The 14,427-nt window shown below is 64.5% G+C and carries 18 protein-coding genes and 1 other RNA gene; 5 read left to right on the top strand and 14 right to left on the bottom strand.

The genetic code is table 11. The annotated features are described in order from the left end of the window. Positions 1 to 113: 113 nt before the first annotated feature. Positions 114 to 548, top strand: a complete 435-nt coding sequence (locus ACODSR_RS16265; RefSeq protein ID WP_489077683.1) for a hemerythrin domain-containing protein — start codon at positions 114 to 116, stop codon at positions 546 to 548. 5 nt (positions 549 to 553) lie between these two features. Here ACODSR_RS16265 and ACODSR_RS16260 read toward each other — a convergent pair whose 3' ends face one another. The 13 genes from ACODSR_RS16260 to mscL form a co-directional block, all read right to left on the bottom strand. Further along, positions 554 to 2,086, bottom strand: a complete 1,533-nt coding sequence (locus ACODSR_RS16260) for a methyl-accepting chemotaxis protein (protein ID WP_489077675.1) — start codon at positions 2,084 to 2,086, stop codon at positions 554 to 556. Beyond that, positions 2,086 to 2,367: a hypothetical protein gene (locus ACODSR_RS16255; RefSeq protein WP_489077674.1), complete on the bottom strand. Its 282-nt coding sequence runs from the start codon at positions 2,365 to 2,367 to the stop codon at positions 2,086 to 2,088. The genes ACODSR_RS16260 and ACODSR_RS16255 overlap by 1 nt, the downstream gene beginning before the upstream one ends. Positions 2,368 to 2,432: 65 nt before the next feature. Next, positions 2,433 to 2,771, bottom strand: a complete 339-nt coding sequence (locus ACODSR_RS16250) for a (2Fe-2S) ferredoxin domain-containing protein (protein WP_489077673.1) — start codon at positions 2,769 to 2,771, stop codon at positions 2,433 to 2,435. Continuing rightward, positions 2,744 to 3,292, bottom strand: a complete 549-nt coding sequence (locus tag ACODSR_RS16245; protein ID WP_489077672.1) for a J domain-containing protein — start codon at positions 3,290 to 3,292, stop codon at positions 2,744 to 2,746. The genes ACODSR_RS16250 and ACODSR_RS16245 overlap by 28 nt, the downstream gene beginning before the upstream one ends. Positions 3,293 to 3,471: 179 nt before the next feature. Then, positions 3,472 to 3,877, bottom strand: an RNA gene (gene rnpB, locus ACODSR_RS16240) — RNase P RNA component class A. A 41-nt stretch (positions 3,878 to 3,918) separates the two neighbouring features. Then, complete coding sequence (locus ACODSR_RS16235) at positions 3,919 to 4,617, bottom strand: N-acetylmuramoyl-L-alanine amidase (protein ID WP_119747904.1); 699 nt, start codon at positions 4,615 to 4,617, stop codon at positions 3,919 to 3,921. A 137-nt stretch (positions 4,618 to 4,754) separates the two neighbouring features. After that, positions 4,755 to 5,633, bottom strand: a complete 879-nt coding sequence (locus ACODSR_RS16230; RefSeq protein WP_489077682.1) for a CheR family methyltransferase — start codon at positions 5,631 to 5,633, stop codon at positions 4,755 to 4,757. Next, entirely contained in the window at positions 5,633 to 6,715 is a 1,083-nt protein-coding gene (locus ACODSR_RS16225; protein WP_489077681.1) for a chemotaxis protein CheB, read from the bottom strand. The genes ACODSR_RS16230 and ACODSR_RS16225 overlap by 1 nt, the downstream gene beginning before the upstream one ends. A gap of 72 nt (positions 6,716 to 6,787) precedes the next feature. Beyond that, positions 6,788 to 7,153 carry a response regulator gene (locus ACODSR_RS16220; RefSeq protein WP_006958812.1) on the bottom strand — a complete coding sequence of 122 codons (366 nt, stop codon included), beginning with the start codon at positions 7,151 to 7,153 and terminating at the stop codon, positions 6,788 to 6,790. Between the two features lie 116 nt (positions 7,154 to 7,269). Continuing rightward, positions 7,270 to 7,707 (bottom strand): chemotaxis protein CheW, encoded by a 438-nt coding sequence (locus ACODSR_RS16215; protein ID WP_294135956.1) that lies wholly within the window; start codon positions 7,705 to 7,707, stop codon positions 7,270 to 7,272. A gap of 4 nt (positions 7,708 to 7,711) precedes the next feature. Next, entirely contained in the window at positions 7,712 to 10,099 is a 2,388-nt protein-coding gene (locus ACODSR_RS16210) for a chemotaxis protein CheA (RefSeq protein ID WP_489077671.1), read from the bottom strand. A 131-nt stretch (positions 10,100 to 10,230) separates the two neighbouring features. After that, positions 10,231 to 10,500 (bottom strand): hypothetical protein, encoded by a 270-nt coding sequence (locus tag ACODSR_RS16205; RefSeq protein WP_489077670.1) that lies wholly within the window; start codon positions 10,498 to 10,500, stop codon positions 10,231 to 10,233. A gap of 144 nt (positions 10,501 to 10,644) precedes the next feature. Next, positions 10,645 to 11,076: a large conductance mechanosensitive channel protein MscL gene (mscL, locus tag ACODSR_RS16200; protein ID WP_489077669.1), complete on the bottom strand. Its 432-nt coding sequence runs from the start codon at positions 11,074 to 11,076 to the stop codon at positions 10,645 to 10,647. Between the two features lie 101 nt (positions 11,077 to 11,177). Here mscL and ACODSR_RS16195 point away from each other — a divergent pair, with 101 nt between their 5' ends. Genes ACODSR_RS16195 through ACODSR_RS16180 form a run of 4 tightly spaced genes read left to right on the top strand, consistent with a single transcriptional unit; the run spans position 11,178 to position 13,780 of the window. Further along, the gene (locus ACODSR_RS16195; protein ID WP_489077668.1) at positions 11,178 to 11,780 is read left to right on the top strand and encodes a LemA family protein; all 603 of its coding nucleotides are present in this window, start codon (positions 11,178 to 11,180) and stop codon (positions 11,778 to 11,780) included. A gap of 4 nt (positions 11,781 to 11,784) precedes the next feature. After that, positions 11,785 to 12,576, top strand: a complete 792-nt coding sequence (locus ACODSR_RS16190; RefSeq protein WP_489077667.1) for a TPM domain-containing protein — start codon at positions 11,785 to 11,787, stop codon at positions 12,574 to 12,576. Further along, positions 12,576 to 13,253: a TPM domain-containing protein gene (locus ACODSR_RS16185; protein WP_489077666.1), complete on the top strand. Its 678-nt coding sequence runs from the start codon at positions 12,576 to 12,578 to the stop codon at positions 13,251 to 13,253. The genes ACODSR_RS16190 and ACODSR_RS16185 overlap by 1 nt, the downstream gene beginning before the upstream one ends. Continuing rightward, positions 13,250 to 13,780: an NUDIX hydrolase gene (locus ACODSR_RS16180; RefSeq protein WP_489077665.1), complete on the top strand. Its 531-nt coding sequence runs from the start codon at positions 13,250 to 13,252 to the stop codon at positions 13,778 to 13,780. Before ACODSR_RS16185 ends, ACODSR_RS16180 begins: the two co-directional genes overlap by 4 nt. Before the next feature lie 181 nt (positions 13,781 to 13,961). On the opposite strand, the gene ACODSR_RS16175 is transcribed toward ACODSR_RS16180, so the two are convergent. Further along, positions 13,962 to 14,420 carry a DUF6456 domain-containing protein gene (locus tag ACODSR_RS16175; protein WP_489077664.1) on the bottom strand — a complete coding sequence of 153 codons (459 nt, stop codon included), beginning with the start codon at positions 14,418 to 14,420 and terminating at the stop codon, positions 13,962 to 13,964. Positions 14,421 to 14,427 lie beyond the last annotated feature (7 nt).

Here is a 14,427-nt window from a genome sequence, read left to right as displayed (position 1 = left end):
ATTGCGGCGCAGGGCCACGGCTTCGTTTCCCCACCGAAATAGCATCTGTCGCAACGCTTTATTAAGTCGCTGCTCCCATCATCGGCTTTCCGTAGGGACGGAAGGGCGAAATGATGGATATGACGCAACTGCGCCGGCAGCATGACGAGATCAGTCACACGGCGCACAGGCTGGCGCAAGCGACGGCTGACCGCGCCAATCCGCGCAGCGTGGGTGCCATACGCTGGCAGCTTGCGCGTCAGTTGATGGCCCATCTCGCCCTGGAGGACCGCATCCTCTATCCCGCGCTGCAACGCGCCGCTGATGAGCGCACACGCACCACTGCCGCCACGCTCCACACCGAAACCGGCGCACTTGCCGAAAGTTTTTCCCGCTACATGACCGCGTGGAGCGACGATCGCGTCGCGCGCGAATGGGCCGATTTCTGCTCCGAGACACAGGCTGTCATTCGGGCGCTGAGCGATCGGGTCGACCGCGAAAATCGTACCCTCTATCCCTTGGCCGACAAGGTTGACGACAGCGCGCCACGCATCGCCCGCGCCGGCTGAACCGATCAGGCAGCTTCCAGCTGCGCCACGAAAATGTCGGTTGCCCGCTGCAACTCCTGCGCCGTGCGGGACAGGCCGGTCGCCGCGCTCGACACCCTGCCAGACAGGCTTTCGGTATCCCGCGCGACATCAGCCACCCCCTCCATCTGCCGCGTCATGATCGTGGCGTCGCGTGCCGTATCGCGGGCTGCCTGCTCGATCGCGCTGGTTGCGTCGCGCTGATCGGCGACGGCGCGCTGGATCGCATCGGCGGCCTCTGCCAGCTGTTCGACCGCGCCCGCCACATCCGAAAGGGCGCCCTGCGCTATGCCTGCGCCCTCGCGCGCGGACCAGGCCAGCGATTCGATCTCGCCGGTTGCGCTGGCCGTCTGGCTGGCCAATTGCTTGACCTCGCCTGCCACGACCGCAAAGCCCCGGCCGACCTCGCCCGCACGGGCCGCCTCGATCGTCGCGTTGAGCGCCAGCAGGTTGGTGCGCGCGGCAATGCCGGTAATGGAGCCAGCAAAGCTGGTGATCGACGCCGTGCGTTCCTCCAGATCACGCACAGCCTCATGTCCAGCGGTCGACACGCGCTGCGCCTCTCCGCCCAGCACCGCCTGCTGCTGCGCGGCAGACGCAATGGCGGTAATCGATGCGGACAATGTCTCGATCCGTCGCGCCAGCAGCGCGGCACTGGCAGACGATTGTTCGGCCGCCGCCGCCGTTTCATGCGTGCCCGTGCTGGCGTCTCGCGCCAGGCCGTTCAGCAATCGCGCCGATTCTTCCAGATCATGGGTCGCGGCACCGACCGCCTCGACAATGCCGAACACGGACCTGCGGAAATCCTGCACCAATGCCAGAGTCGCCGCGCGCCTATCGGTCGCCATGCGCGCCTTGTCCTGTTCCTGTGCGTGGCGCAGCGCCGCTTCGCGCAAATCCGCGTCCCGGCTGGCGGCCATCGCCGCCTCCGCCGCGGTCCGCCCGCTTTCCGCAGCCTGCGCCAGCTGCGCAGATTGCGCGATCTGGCCATCCAGTGCCAGCAGCAGGGCGCGCAGCCGGATGGTGAGATAGCAAAGCACGGCAGTCAGCAGCACTACCGCGACCGCATGAATCGCGACCCGCTCCAGATCACCGCTGCCCGGAAAAACCCAGGCAGGCAAAAGGCTGTTGAGCAGGAGATGATGCGCCGCCGTCAGCACCGCCCCCAGCACGATCGGCCGCCAGTCATAGAGCAGCACCAATCCGGCCAGCGCGACGAAGAAGAACATATGTCCGTCCATCTGCCAGACATGGCCCGACAGCAGATAGAGGCCGATGGCCGGCTGCACCGCCGCCAGCGTCCCCATCGCCAGCCGCGTTTCGACATCCAGCCTTTTGCGCAGGACCATGATCGTCGGCAGGGCATTGACCAGTACAGACAGCGCCATCGCCTGCCCGCCGCGTTCTACCCCCAACAGCAGCGACATCGAACCCAGCGCAATCGTCCACAGCCAGCTTGCAAACAGCAGGACACGCAACCCCTGGAGGCGCAAGCGCCCAAGACTCGATTCGGCCTGCATCACGCGGCTCCTCCGCAACCGGTGCGGTTCGTCGCGACCGCGATAACGCCATGACCCAGCATCGGCAGCACCAGCCGGTCACGCCGTCCCTCGATCAGCAGCGATCCTGCCCATGGGCCCGCCGCCACCAGTCGCGCGCCATGGGCGATGGCGGCAGGCGCCAGCACCGCGCGGGCGTGCGCGGTCAACGGCACCAGCAGCATCCGCCCGCTGACGGGCGGCGACAGGGTCAGCGCGGTCAGGCCAAACAGGATCAGGCTGCATTGACCCACGATCGGCATAACGCGTTGCACAGAAAGGAAATATCTCATTCCATCCGTTTAGGCTGGAATTGGTAAGGATTGTTTTAACGATCTTCTGTCGGCACCAGACCCAGCGTCTGCGCCAGTTCATCCAGATCCGCGCCGGGCCGTACCAGCAGCCAGTCGCGGCTCGCCGCGCCATTCACCACCGTCACCGCGCCCTTGGGACAGACGCCCAGACAGCTCACCTCGACAATGCCCGCCGCTGCCTTGCGTCCCTTTTTCAGCGACAAATGCCGCTTCAGCGCCTTGGCCAGCCGCGCGCCGCCATCGGGACCAAAGCCGCCATCCAGCTTCTTTTCGCATTTGCGGCAGACCAGCACGGCATTGCGCCAATTGGATCGGACCAGCGACTTCAATCCACCGCCCCGCGCGGCTTCCACGTCCGCCGCTCCTCGGCAGCGCGCAGCACTTCATAGGCGGCCTGGATCGTCTGGAAACGGGCGGCGGCCTGCGCATCGCCGGGCTTGACGTCGGGATGATATGCCTTGGCCAGCGTCCGCCAGCTTTTCTTCACCGCCTCGAAATCGGCGTCATCCTCAAGGTCCAATGCCTTCAACGCATGAAGTTCGTCGCGCGACCGGCTGCCATCGCCCGGCCCGCCCCAGCTATGATAGGCACTGCCCTGATAGCCGCCCGCATCGCGCCGCTCATCCCGCTCGCGCTGTTCGCGTTCTTCCTGGTCCAGTCCCTGAAAATAGTCCCAGTTACGGTTATATTCGCCCGCATGATCGGGGCAGAAATACCAGCGTTCCGGGCTGTTAGGGGATTTGGGCGCGGGGCAGTCGCCCGGCTTGTCGCAGCCAAAACGGTCGCACATCCGCACGCGCTGCGCCTCACGCGATGCACCATAGGCACGCCAGCGGGGAAAGCCCCAGTCATTGGATCGGCTGTTTCGTGCCATTTGCCCGAATTAGGGAAGGTCCGGGCGGAAAGCCACCCCATCGCACCATATTTTGAAAATGCGCGAAAGAGCGCATTTTAAAGCCCGCACCGGCCCGCTCCCCCACCCGGCCGCCCATTCAGGATATTCTGTGGGTGGCCGGGTGGGGGAGCGGGCCGGTGCGGAAAATATCTCAAATAAATGCCAGAGGGCCTGTAAGCCGGGTTCTGTCCACCCCGTCTCCAGGGATAGGCGACCATTCCTCTAGGGAACGGATTGCTCCGTTCCTCAAGCAACCAACCCGGACGGTCTCGGTCGAAACAGACCTAGCAGCATGAAGCTGCGCGCCGCCCCTATTCGGTCTTGCTCCCGGTGGGGTTTACCATGCCGCCTTGCGTTGCCGCAGACGCGGTGCGCTCTTACCGCACCCTTTCAATTTCGCGTGGCCGAAGCCCCAATGTCCTAAGACAAAACGCGACCTGCTTTCTGTTGCACTGTCCCTTGGATCACTCCAGCCGGTCGTTAACCGGCACCGTCATTTCGTGGAGCCCGGACTTTCCTCGCCGTGGAAGTTACCCGCCACGCCGCGGCCGCCCGGCCCTCTGGCGGAACGGTCCCTAGCCAGCTTCGGGCCTCCCGTCACGCCCTTATTCATCGCCCCTGGGCTTGGGCAGCAGCAACGCCAGCAGGATGGCGCGACATTCGCCGCAAATCACCCCGTCGATCAGTTCGGGGCGAAAACGCCGCTGAAACGCCACCACGGCCGCCTGCGGATCGGCAATGTCATAGCCGAACCGTTCGAGCGCCAGCATGAAGCCGCCATCGGTCCAGTGCGGGTCCATCAGATTCTTGGTCGGGCGCGGCAGGGCCAGCCGCAACCGCGCCAGTTGCGCCCAAGGGAACAGCTCGCCCGGATCCTGCTTGCGCGCGGGCGCGATGTCGCTGTGGCCGACGATATTGCCGCGCGTGATGCGGTGTCGCTGGACGATGTCATGCACCAGCGGGATCAGCGAACTCATCTGGGTTTGCGGAAAGGGCCGATAGCCCCATTCATGCCCCGGATTGACGATTTCTATGCCGATGCTGGCGCTGTTGATGTCATCCACCCCGCGCCAGTGGGATCGCCCCGCGTGCCAGGCGCGCTTGGCTTCATCGACCATGCGGATGATCTGACCATCCTCGGTCACGACATAATGGGCAGAGACTTTGGATTCCGGGTTGGCCAGCCAATTGATCGCACTCGCGGCGTCCGGCATCCCGGTATAATGCAAAACCAGCATCGAGACCGGCAGGCTGCGCTCGTCGAAATTGGGCGACGGCGTTTCGATCATCGGCAGCTCGTTCATCATGCCCTTTCGGCCCGCCCGTGCAGTCGCGCAGCCTGGACATGACAATGGCGCAGGCAGGCGTGGCAATCAAGCATGGTTAAAGGTTGAGGGCCGGTGCGGAACGAATGTGCGAAGCACATTCCCAAACAAAACCCTCAGCCCGTCCGTCGCACCCGGCCGATCGCGCCTTCGGGCAATGCCGCCTGCCGCGCATAGCCGCCGCGAAATTCGGGATGAGCGGTAAAATCATCGCCCTGTCCGATCACGGTTTCACCCGCGCCCAGCAGCAATATCGACCCGGCATGGCTGTGCCGGGCAAGCAGCGACAGCACCGCCTGCCGCCGTTCTGGACTGAAATAGAGCAGGACGTTGCGGCACAGCAGCAGGTCATAGGCACCGGTCGGTGCCTTGGCATCGAACAGATTGTCGTGGCGGAAATCGATCATTCGCCGCAATTCGGGACTGGCGCGCCAGTCCTCGCCCGACGGCTCGAACCATTTGAGCAGGTCGCCGACCGCCAGCCCGCGCTGCACATCCATTTGCGAGAATATGCCCGATCGCGCCTGGTCGATCGCGGCGGTCGAAATGTCGGTCGCCAATATCTCGATCCGCCATCCGCTCCAGCGCGCCGCGTCATTGCGCAGCCGGATCGCGAGCGAATAGGCTTCCTGTCCCGTCGAACAGCCCGCGCTCCAGATGCGCAGCGTCCGGTCGGTCTTTTCAGCGTGGATAGCAGGCAATATCTGCCGGTGGATCATGTCGAAAATCTGGAGGTCGCGAAAGAAGCTGCTTTCATTGTTCAGCAGCGCATCGACCACTTCCTGCTCCAGCCGTGCGTCCCCCTTGCGCAACAGTCGGGCGGCCAATTCGTCCATGTCGGTCAGGCCATGATCGCGCAGCACCGGTCGCAGCGCGGTTTCCATCCGCCACGCCCGGCCTTCGGACAGGACTTGCCCGGTGCGCGCTTCCAGCAGCCCGGACAGCACGCGCGCCGCGCCCTGTAATGTCGATGCAGGCGAAGGGGGCATGACCATCAAACAAGCACCTTTCCGCGCCGGGACACGAAGTCCATAATAGCTAGCGGCTCCATCACCGCGCAGGTCAGCCCTGCCCCCGCGACCGATCCGGGCATCCCCCACACGACGCTGCTGGCTTCATCCTGCGCGACGATCCAGCCGCCCGCTGCGACAATGTCGCGCGCACCGACCGTGCCGTCGCGGCCCATGCCGGTCAGAACGATACCCACCGCGCCCGCGCCATAGACGTCCGCCATGCTGGCGAACATCGGATCGACACCGGGCAGGTTGCCGGCAGGCGTGCGTTCCGGGTTCAGCGTTATCGTCACCCGGCCATGCAGGCCACGGCGCAGTTGCAGATTGGCGTCGCCGGGCGCGACATAGACGGTGTCGGCCATCAACAGATCGCCGGTCTCGGCGACCTTGACCCGCAGGCTGGTCATGCGCGCCAGTTGCTGCGCGAAATAAACGGTGAAGCTGGCGGGCAGATGCTGGGTCAACAGCACCGGCACGCCCAGCGGCGCGGCCAGACCTTCAAACAACTGGCTCAGCGCATGGATGCCGCCAGTCGACGCACCAATGCCAAGGCAGGCGAGCGGCTGCGCGGCAGGCTGGACGACAGGCGGCGCAAGCGGGCGCTGCGGCGGCGATGGGGCGGGACGATCGGTGAACAGGCGGTTGAGCCGCTCGATCAGCGTCTGGGGGAAATGCTCGCCAAAACTGCCGCTGCCCGGTTTCGACAATATGTCGCTGGCGCCCAGCGCCAGTGCCTCGATGGCAGCCGCGCTGCCCTCCTCGCACTTGCCAGACAGGATCGCGACCTTGACGTCGGGATTGGCGTGCAAAATGGCGGGCAGCGCCGCCAGGCCGCTCTGCCCCGGCAATTCGATGTCGAGCAGCACCAGATCAACATCATGCCCCGCCAGATAGCCCAGCGCCTGTTCGGCACTGTTCGTCTTATGCACCACGACATAGGCCGGGTCGGCATTGAGGATGCGTTCGATAACGGTGCGGACGACAACGGAATCGTCAACGACCAGCGTGCGAACCGACTTGGGTTCGCTCCTGTGACTGGTCATGATCGGCGCGATGAAGGTCATCACGGGACTTTCTGCACGAATGATGAAGGAAAGGTCGGAATTCTCCCAAGGATGAGGACTGCGTCCCGCCCGCTAGATGACCCCGACGATAACCAGCTTGCTTTCCAGCGTTTCCCGGTCAAACGGCTTCATCACATATTCGTCGGCCCCGGCCTCCACGGCCGCCTTGATATGGCCGATGCCATTTTCGGTGGTGCAAAATATGATCTTGGGCCGGGCCGTCATCTTCGCGCTCGACAGCGCCTGAAGAAACTCCATCCCGCTCATCACCGGCATGTTCCAGTCGAGCAGGACGACATCGGGCGCGGACGCTTCGCACTGGGTCAGTGCGTCCTGACCGTCCACCGCTTCGCTGACCGTCAGGTCCAGCGATTCAAGGATATGGCGCGCCACCTTGCGGATGACCTTTGAGTCGTCAACGACCAGGCAATTCTTCATGAGGCGTCCCTTTGGTTTTTGCGTCCCGGCTGACGGTTTAACCGGCAAAGCCAATCAATTGGTAAACAGGAGAAGGATGATTTTTCGATTGGTCGCAAATTTGGCCAGCCTGCCCATTACGCCGCCTGCGCCAGCGCGCCACCCTCGATGAAGGCAGCGAGCGACACCAGCAGCCAGGGATGCCCCTCATGCTCCACAATCGCGCGGGCATAGGGTGCCCAGGCCGGGCCGATCTGGCCGCGCAGGGGCAGTTCGCCTTCCGGTACGCGGCAAATGTCGGTGACGCCATCGACCATCAGGCCATAGCTGTGGCCGCTAATGTCGGCGATGATGGCCAGCCCCCGCTCCACCCGCGGACTGGCGACGCCATGGATCAGCGCGGCAACGTCGATGATGGTCAGCACCCGGCTGCGCAACGCGGAAAGCCCTGCGATATGCGCGCCCATGCCCGGCACCGGCGATACGTCGGTCAGGCGGACGACCGCCTCGACCTCGCCCGTCTCGACCGCGATGCGCGTGCCTGCCAGCGTGGCGAAAAGATAGAGTCTGTCCATGGCCTTACCCCTGCCCTCCGGCGATCGCCGCCATCAGCGCGTCCCGATCATAGCGATAGATGCTGCTATCCTGCGGTCCCGCCGCGCGGGGCGAGGCGCGCAGATGGACGATGCGGCATCCGATCATCCCGGCCATGACGCCCGCCGTCTGCGCGGCGTCATGGCCGGTCAGCAGCAGCACGTCGCGCGGATCGACCGCAGCATCATCGGGCAGGCCCATCACCACATCTTGCCCCGCCTGCCGCAGCAGCGGCGCCAATATGTCGCGGGTCCAGCCATCGTCACTGTCGGCCAACAGGCAGCGACCCCGCGCCCGTTCGACAATGCCGCCATCGGGCAGGCTGGCAAACAGCGCAAAGGGATTGATCACTTCCAGATGCTCGCCGTCGATTACCGCGACCCCGCTGACATGGCCATGCATCGCCACCATGTCCGGCACCATCGGCATCTGGACAATGTCCAGCACGGCCGCGACCGGATAACAGGCTTCCACCGAACCATCACGCAGGCGCAGCGCGGAAATCCTGTCACGCCCGAAATCGGTCAGGCCATTGGCCACCGGCACCAGCCGTCCGTCGAGCCGAACAAAGGCGTTGCCGCCCGACCGCCCGAACAGCGACGCATCAATATCCTCGACCCGCTCGATCAGCGAGAGTTGCAGCAGACGGCGTTCGCCCGAACATTCCTCGAACCGCAGCGCCGCGACCATCTCGACCCCGCTTTGCGCATCAGCCTCCTGGTCCGATTGCCGCGCGGCGCGATCGTCGATCATCGTCGGCAATCTGGCCGCGCTGGCGATGCCTGCCGCATCGAGCAGCAGCATCGGCTTGCCATTGTCGGGCAGGGTCATGCCTGCATAGACGCCCGATGCCATCACCAAAGGGGATGCTGGACGGATCACCAGTTCCTCATGATTGTCGACCGCCGACACCCCCATGGCAAAGGGTACGCCGGTCGCCGAACGCACCACCATGATGGCGCGCGGCCCGGTCTCGACCGGCTTTTCCATACCCAGCACATCTTCCAGATCGATCATCGAATGGCGCAGGCCACGGATCGTCGCGATCTTCGCCCCGCCCACTTCGCTGATCTGGAGCGTGTCATTATTGTCGTGCAGAATCTCGACCACCGCCGCGCGCGGGATCGCAAAATGCAGGCCACCTGCGCGGATGATGAGGCCAGGAATGATGGTCAGCGTCAACGGCACCCGCAAGGTGATGCACAGGCCGCGCCCCGGATGATTATCCAGCGCAATCAGCCCGCCGATCCGCTCCACATTGGCGCGCACCACGTCCATGCCGACGCCGCGACCGGAAATCGCCGTCACCTGATTGGCGGTGGACAGACCGGCCTGGAATATCAGTTCCAGCCTGTCCGCCTCGCTCATGCGGGCGGCGGCTTCCGGGGTCAGACGACCAGCGGCAATCGCCTTTTCGACCAGCCGCACCGTGTCGATGCCCGCACCATCGTCGGTGACGACGATGACGATCTGGTTGCCCGACTGGCGCGCTTCCAGCCGCAATTGGCCCGTCTCCGGCTTGCCCGCCGCCCGGCGCTTTTCAGGGGTTTCGATGCCATGGTCGATGCTGTTGCGCACGATATGGGTGAGCGGGTCGACGACCATCTCCACCATCTCGCGGTCCATCTCGACGTCGCCGCCTTCCAGGGTCAGGTCGATCCGCTTGCCCAGATCCCGGCCCAGGTCGCGCACCATGCGCGGGATCGCGGCAAACAGCCGTTCGACCCGCTGCATCCGCGTCTTGCTGATCACGTCGCGCATGTCAGCCACGCAGGTCGACAGCCGCTCAAAGACTGTGTCCAGCTCAGTGTCGACCGAGCGTTCGCGCAGCTTGCGCGACAATTCGTTGCGCGCCAGCACCATGTCCGACACGCCGTTCATCAACTGGTCGATCAGGCTGAGCGGCAGGCGAATGGTGCGCGGCCCGGACTGGCTGCCTTGCCGCGCAACGGCGACGGGTGCCGCGGCATTGCCATGCTCCACCTCCACCGTCACCGACGCGTCGGATGGGGTAGTCAGTGCGGCGATCAGAAATTCGTCATTCTCATTGGGCAAAGCTGCGCCCATCGACACCGCCTCGGCCAGTTCGCCGATCCGGTCCATCAGGCCCAGCACAGCACTGACCGTCGAAGGATCAGCGACGCGCTTGCCCGCACGGATGTCGGACAGCACATCTTCGGCCGCGTGGCTCAGCCGCTCGAACCGGGGCAGGTTCAGGAAGCCGCAGCTGCCCTTCACCGTATGGAAAAAGCGGAAGATCGCGTCGAGCCGGTCCCGGTCCGACGGGTCGGCTTCCCAGGCGACGACTTCGCCTGCCAGCGCCTCCAGCGTTTCCTGGGTTTCGGAAATGAATTCTTGTAACAGTTCGTCCATGCCCATGGTCCCACGGATGCGCGCAAACGGCACCATGGCGGGACGTGGTTAAGAGCGGGTTAAAGCGCAAACAAAAGGGACGCCGCGATCCGCTCGCGACGCCCCTTTCGGATTTAGTTGGTGAAAAGCGCTTACTGCTGCTTTTCGACCGCGTCCTCGGCCTTGTCGCCCGCATCGCGCGTCGCTTCAGCCTTGTTTTCCAGCGCGTCGGCGGCGTTTTCAGCCGCATTTTCGGCGCTGCCGGTCAGATTGTCTGCCATGGCTTCCATATTGTCAGCCTGATTGTCGATCGCATCCGCCTTGTTTTCGTACGCATTCTCGACCTGATTTTCCTTGGCCGAATCGCACGCGGCGAGGGCGACAAGGCTGGCAAGGCCAAGGATTTTGACGAAGGTTTTCACGGCGTTTTCTCCTGTTGCGCCCCCTGGGGCAGACGGCATTGTTCAACGGGCGGAAACGGCCTCAGCCGCTCCCAACCCTGACCGCGATCAACCGGTCACGCCGCCGATGGTTCCCGCCAACCGCTCCGTTCGTCGCATAGCGCCTTATTTTTGCAGCGAATCGCGAATTTCGCGCAGCAGGACGATGTCCTCCGGCGTCGTCGCAGGCGCCTCCGGCTCCGGCTTCACCATCATGCGGTTGACCGCCTTGATCAGCAGGAAAATGGCGAACGCCAATATGACGAAATTGACCATGACCGTCAGGAACTGGCCCCAGCCGAACATGGCAACGCCCGCCGCCTTCAGATCGGCATAGCTTTGCGGATTGCCCTTATAATCGGCAGGCAGGTCGCCCAGCCGGATAAAATATTCCGAAAAATCCGCGCCGCCGAATAGATAGCCGACGACAGGCATGATCAGATCGTCCGTCAGCGATTTGGTGATGGTGGCAAATGCGCCGCCGATGATGACGCCGACCGCCAGGTCGATCACATTGCCGCGATTGATGAAGGTCTTGAATTCGCTGATCAGTCCCATGTCCGCCTCTTGTCCAGTCAAAGATAATCACTGGATGGCCCGTTGCGCGGGGCAGGACAACCGCCTATTTCGTGACCCAGATAATAGCTTAAGGATCTTCCATGACGCTCCTGCGCCGTTTTGCCCCGTTCCTGCTGCCGCTGCTGGGGGTTTTCGCCCTGTCCGCCTGCGGCATCAACAGCGTCCCCACGGCCGAGGAAGAGGCCAAGGCCAAATGGGCCGACGTCCAGGCGCAATATCAGCGCCGCTCCAATCTGGTCGGCAACCTCGTCGCCACGGTGAAGGCGGCGGGCAAGCAGGAGCAGGACACACTGGTCCGCGTCACCGAAGCGCGCGCCAAGGCAACGTCGGTGCAGGTCAATGCCGAGGATCTGTCCGATCCCGCGAAAGTTGCCCAGTTCCAGGCGGCGCAAGCGCAACTGAGCCAGGGGCTTGGCCGCCTGCTCGCCTCGGTAGAGGCCTATCCAGACCTCAAGAGCAACGCCAACTTCCTGAATCTGCAATCGCAGCTCGAAGGCACGGAAAACCGCATCGCCGTAGCCATCCGCGACTATAATGAAGCGGTGCGCGCCTATAACACCCGCATCCGCACCTTCCCCGACGCGATCGGCGCCAAGATCATCCACGGTGCCAAGCCCATGACCCCGTTCCAGGCGACGACGCCCGGCGCGGAAGAAGCGCCGAAGGTCGATTTCGGCAATTGATAGCGTGATCCGCCGCCTGCTGATCCTCCTTGCGCTGCTGGCCTTTGCGCCGGCAGCGCAGGCTCAATCCTTTCCCAAGCTGACCGGCCGGGTGGTGGATGAGGCTGCCCTGCTGTCCCCGGCGCAGGAACAGGCGCTGACCGACAGACTGGCCGCGCTGGAAACCCAAAGCGGGCGGCAGTTGGTGGTCGCGACCATCCCTGACCTTCAGGGCTATGACATAGCCGACTATGGCTATCGGCTGGGGCGCGAATGGGGGATTGGCGACAAGGCGAAGAATGATGGCGCGCTGCTGATCGTCGCGCCCAATGAGCGCAAGATACGGATCGAGGTCGGCTATGGCATGGAAGGCCTGCTGACCGACGCCCAATCATCGCAGATCATCCGCGACGCCATCACCCCGCGCTTCAAGGCAGGCGACATGCCCGGCGGGATCGACGCGGGCGTGGCAGAAATCGGCGCGATCATGACCCTGCCACCCGAAGAGGCCAAGGCCCGCGCAGCGGCGGCACAGGCAGCGGCGCGCAAGGGATCGGGCGGCAACGTCAGCGGCATGGCGATGATCTGGGTCATCATCATGGTCGTTGCCTTCATCGCGCTGGCATCGCGTCGCCGTGGCACGGGCAAACGCTATCGTGGCAGTTCAGGCGCGCCGATCATCCTGTGGGGACCGGGCGATTCCGACTGGGGCGGTGGAGGCTCCGGCTGGGGCGGTGGTGGCGGCTTTGGCGGTGGTGGTGGATTTTCGGGTGGTGGCGGCAGCTTCGGCGGCGGCGGCGCGTCGGGGGACTGGTGATGCAGCTTCATCTTTCAGCAGCCGACCACGCCCTTGTGTCCGCCGCCGTGGCGGAGGCGGAGGCGCATACGTCCGGCGAAATCGTGACGATCGTGACGCGCCGGTCGGATGCCTATCATGATGTCGGGCTGCACTGGGCGATCGCCGCGGTGTTCATCGCCCTGTCGGTGGCAGCGGCCTTTCCCGAACATCTGCGCCATTTTTTGTCCGCCCTGCTACGCGATTGGGAGCATGAACTGGCGGACTGGAAATTGCTGACCGGGCTGCTGGGCCTGCTGATCCTCAAATTCCTGATCGTCCGCTATCTGCTGGCCATCCCGGCGCTGCGGATGTGGATGACCCCGCGTGCGACACGGGCGCGGCGGGTGCGCAGGCGCGCGATCCTGCTGTTCCGCACCGCCGCCGAAGCGCGCACCCATGGCCGCACCGGCGTGCTGATCTACCTCTCGCTCGACGAGCATCGCGCCGAAATCGTCGCCGACGCCGCGATCAATGGCAAGGTCGCGCCCGAAGAATGGGGCGCGGCGATGGCGGCCTTGATCGACGCCATTCGCGACGGTCGCGCGGGCGAAGGGCTGGCGCAGGCGGTGCGCCAGGTCGGCATCGTGCTGGCCACCCACTTCCCGCGCGCCGATGACGATATCAACGAACTTCCCGACAGGCTGATCGAATTATGAGCGACCCGGATGCGTCTGCGCCTGAAGAAGTGATGTGGGCCGGACGCTTCATCACCGCCAAGCGGCGCGGCAAATGGGAATATGTCGGTCGCGCGCGCGGCATCAAGGCCGCGGTGATATTGGCGGTCGATCAGGATCATGTATTGCTGGTCGATCAATATCGCGTGCCGCTGGGCAAGCGCTGCATCGAACTGCCCGCAGGGCTGGTCGGCGATCATGACGCGGACGAGGACGCCAGCATCGCCGCCAGCCGCGAGTTGGAAGAGGAAACCGGCTATCGCGCCGCCCGCCTCGAATCGCTGGGTGAATTTTTCAGCTCGCCCGGCATGGTCGCGGAAAGCTTCACCCTGTTCCGCGCTCATGATCTGATCAAAACCGGCGAAGGCGGCGGCGTCGATGGAGAGGACATCCACGTCCACCGCGTGCCGCTGGCCGGGCTGGCGACGCAGGTTATCGCCTGGCGCGAGCAAGGCTATGCCATCGACGTCAAGCTGCTGTTGCTGCTGGGCGCAGGCATGATAGGCTGAAGACTTGGGCGAGTCTTGAATCGTTGCCAATCCTCCCCTTGCAGGGGAGGTGGCTGACCGCAGGTCAGACGGAGGGGTATCCCCCTCTCGATAGGGTGACACCCCTCCGTCATCGCTACGCTCTGACACCTCCCCTACAAGGGGAGGATTTATCAGAATCCTGCATATTGTTGGTTTGGCTTCACCCAACCCGATACCATCCCGCCACCCGATCGAGCGCCAGCGTCAGCACCAGCTTGCCCGCGCGGCTGGGCCAGCCCAGCGCCCGCTCCGCCGCGACCAGCCCTTCGCCAGCACACACCACGCGCCACAATATGTCCGCCAGCCCCGGCCCCGCCGCCCGTATCGCCCCGTCGAAGCGATCCCGCGCCGACAATTGCATCAGCGTCGGGTCCGGCTGCCGCCCCGGCATCGCCCGCCCACCCGCGCGCGGGGCCGCGTCCCAACGCATCGTGACCCGCGCCCCCAGCCCCGCTTTCTCCCAGTCGGTGCGCAGCCGGTCGCCCGCGAAATAATGCCGTTCGCTCAGATGCCCGCGAGCATGGAGCCAGGCGAGCGGCGATTCGCCGATATGGACCAGCACCGTTTGATGGCGGCCATGGGGGTCCTCGATCGTCTGTTCGATATGGGTGGCGGTCATGCGGCCT

It is taken from the genome of Sphingobium sp. FG125 (assembly GCF_057809795.1).
The sequence above is the reverse complement of the archived record's forward strand: the minus strand, read 5'-3'. Positions and strand labels throughout refer to the sequence as shown.

Bases quoted from the DNA above. Each gene is read 5' to 3' on its own strand.
- ACODSR_RS16265 (WP_489077683.1), top strand. From the start codon at position 114: ATGGATATGACGCAACTGCGCCGGCAGCATGACGAGATCAGTCACACG.
- ACODSR_RS16260 (WP_489077675.1), bottom strand. From the start codon at position 2,086: ATGCAGGCCGAATCGAGTCTTGGGCGCTTGCGCCTCCAGGGGTTGCGT.
- ACODSR_RS16255 (WP_489077674.1), bottom strand. From the start codon at position 2,367: ATGCCGATCGTGGGTCAATGCAGCCTGATCCTGTTTGGCCTGACCGCG.
- ACODSR_RS16245 (WP_489077672.1), bottom strand. From the start codon at position 3,292: ATGGCACGAAACAGCCGATCCAATGACTGGGGCTTTCCCCGCTGGCGT.
- ACODSR_RS16235 (WP_119747904.1), bottom strand. From the start codon at position 4,617: ATGAACGAGCTGCCGATGATCGAAACGCCGTCGCCCAATTTCGACGAG.
- ACODSR_RS16230 (WP_489077682.1), bottom strand. From the start codon at position 5,633: ATGGTCATGCCCCCTTCGCCTGCATCGACATTACAGGGCGCGGCGCGC.
- ACODSR_RS16225 (WP_489077681.1), bottom strand. From the start codon at position 6,715: ATGACCTTCATCGCGCCGATCATGACCAGTCACAGGAGCGAACCCAAG.
- ACODSR_RS16220 (WP_006958812.1), bottom strand. From the start codon at position 7,153: ATGAAGAATTGCCTGGTCGTTGACGACTCAAAGGTCATCCGCAAGGTG.
- ACODSR_RS16215 (WP_294135956.1), bottom strand. From the start codon at position 7,707: ATGGACAGACTCTATCTTTTCGCCACGCTGGCAGGCACGCGCATCGCG.
- ACODSR_RS16210 (WP_489077671.1), bottom strand. From the start codon at position 10,099: ATGGACGAACTGTTACAAGAATTCATTTCCGAAACCCAGGAAACGCTG.
- mscL (WP_489077669.1), bottom strand. From the start codon at position 11,076: ATGGGACTGATCAGCGAATTCAAGACCTTCATCAATCGCGGCAATGTG.
- ACODSR_RS16195 (WP_489077668.1), top strand. From the start codon at position 11,178: ATGACGCTCCTGCGCCGTTTTGCCCCGTTCCTGCTGCCGCTGCTGGGG.
- ACODSR_RS16185 (WP_489077666.1), top strand. From the start codon at position 12,576: ATGCAGCTTCATCTTTCAGCAGCCGACCACGCCCTTGTGTCCGCCGCC.
- ACODSR_RS16180 (WP_489077665.1), top strand. From the start codon at position 13,250: ATGAGCGACCCGGATGCGTCTGCGCCTGAAGAAGTGATGTGGGCCGGA.
- ACODSR_RS16175 (WP_489077664.1), bottom strand. From the start codon at position 14,420: ATGACCGCCACCCATATCGAACAGACGATCGAGGACCCCCATGGCCGC.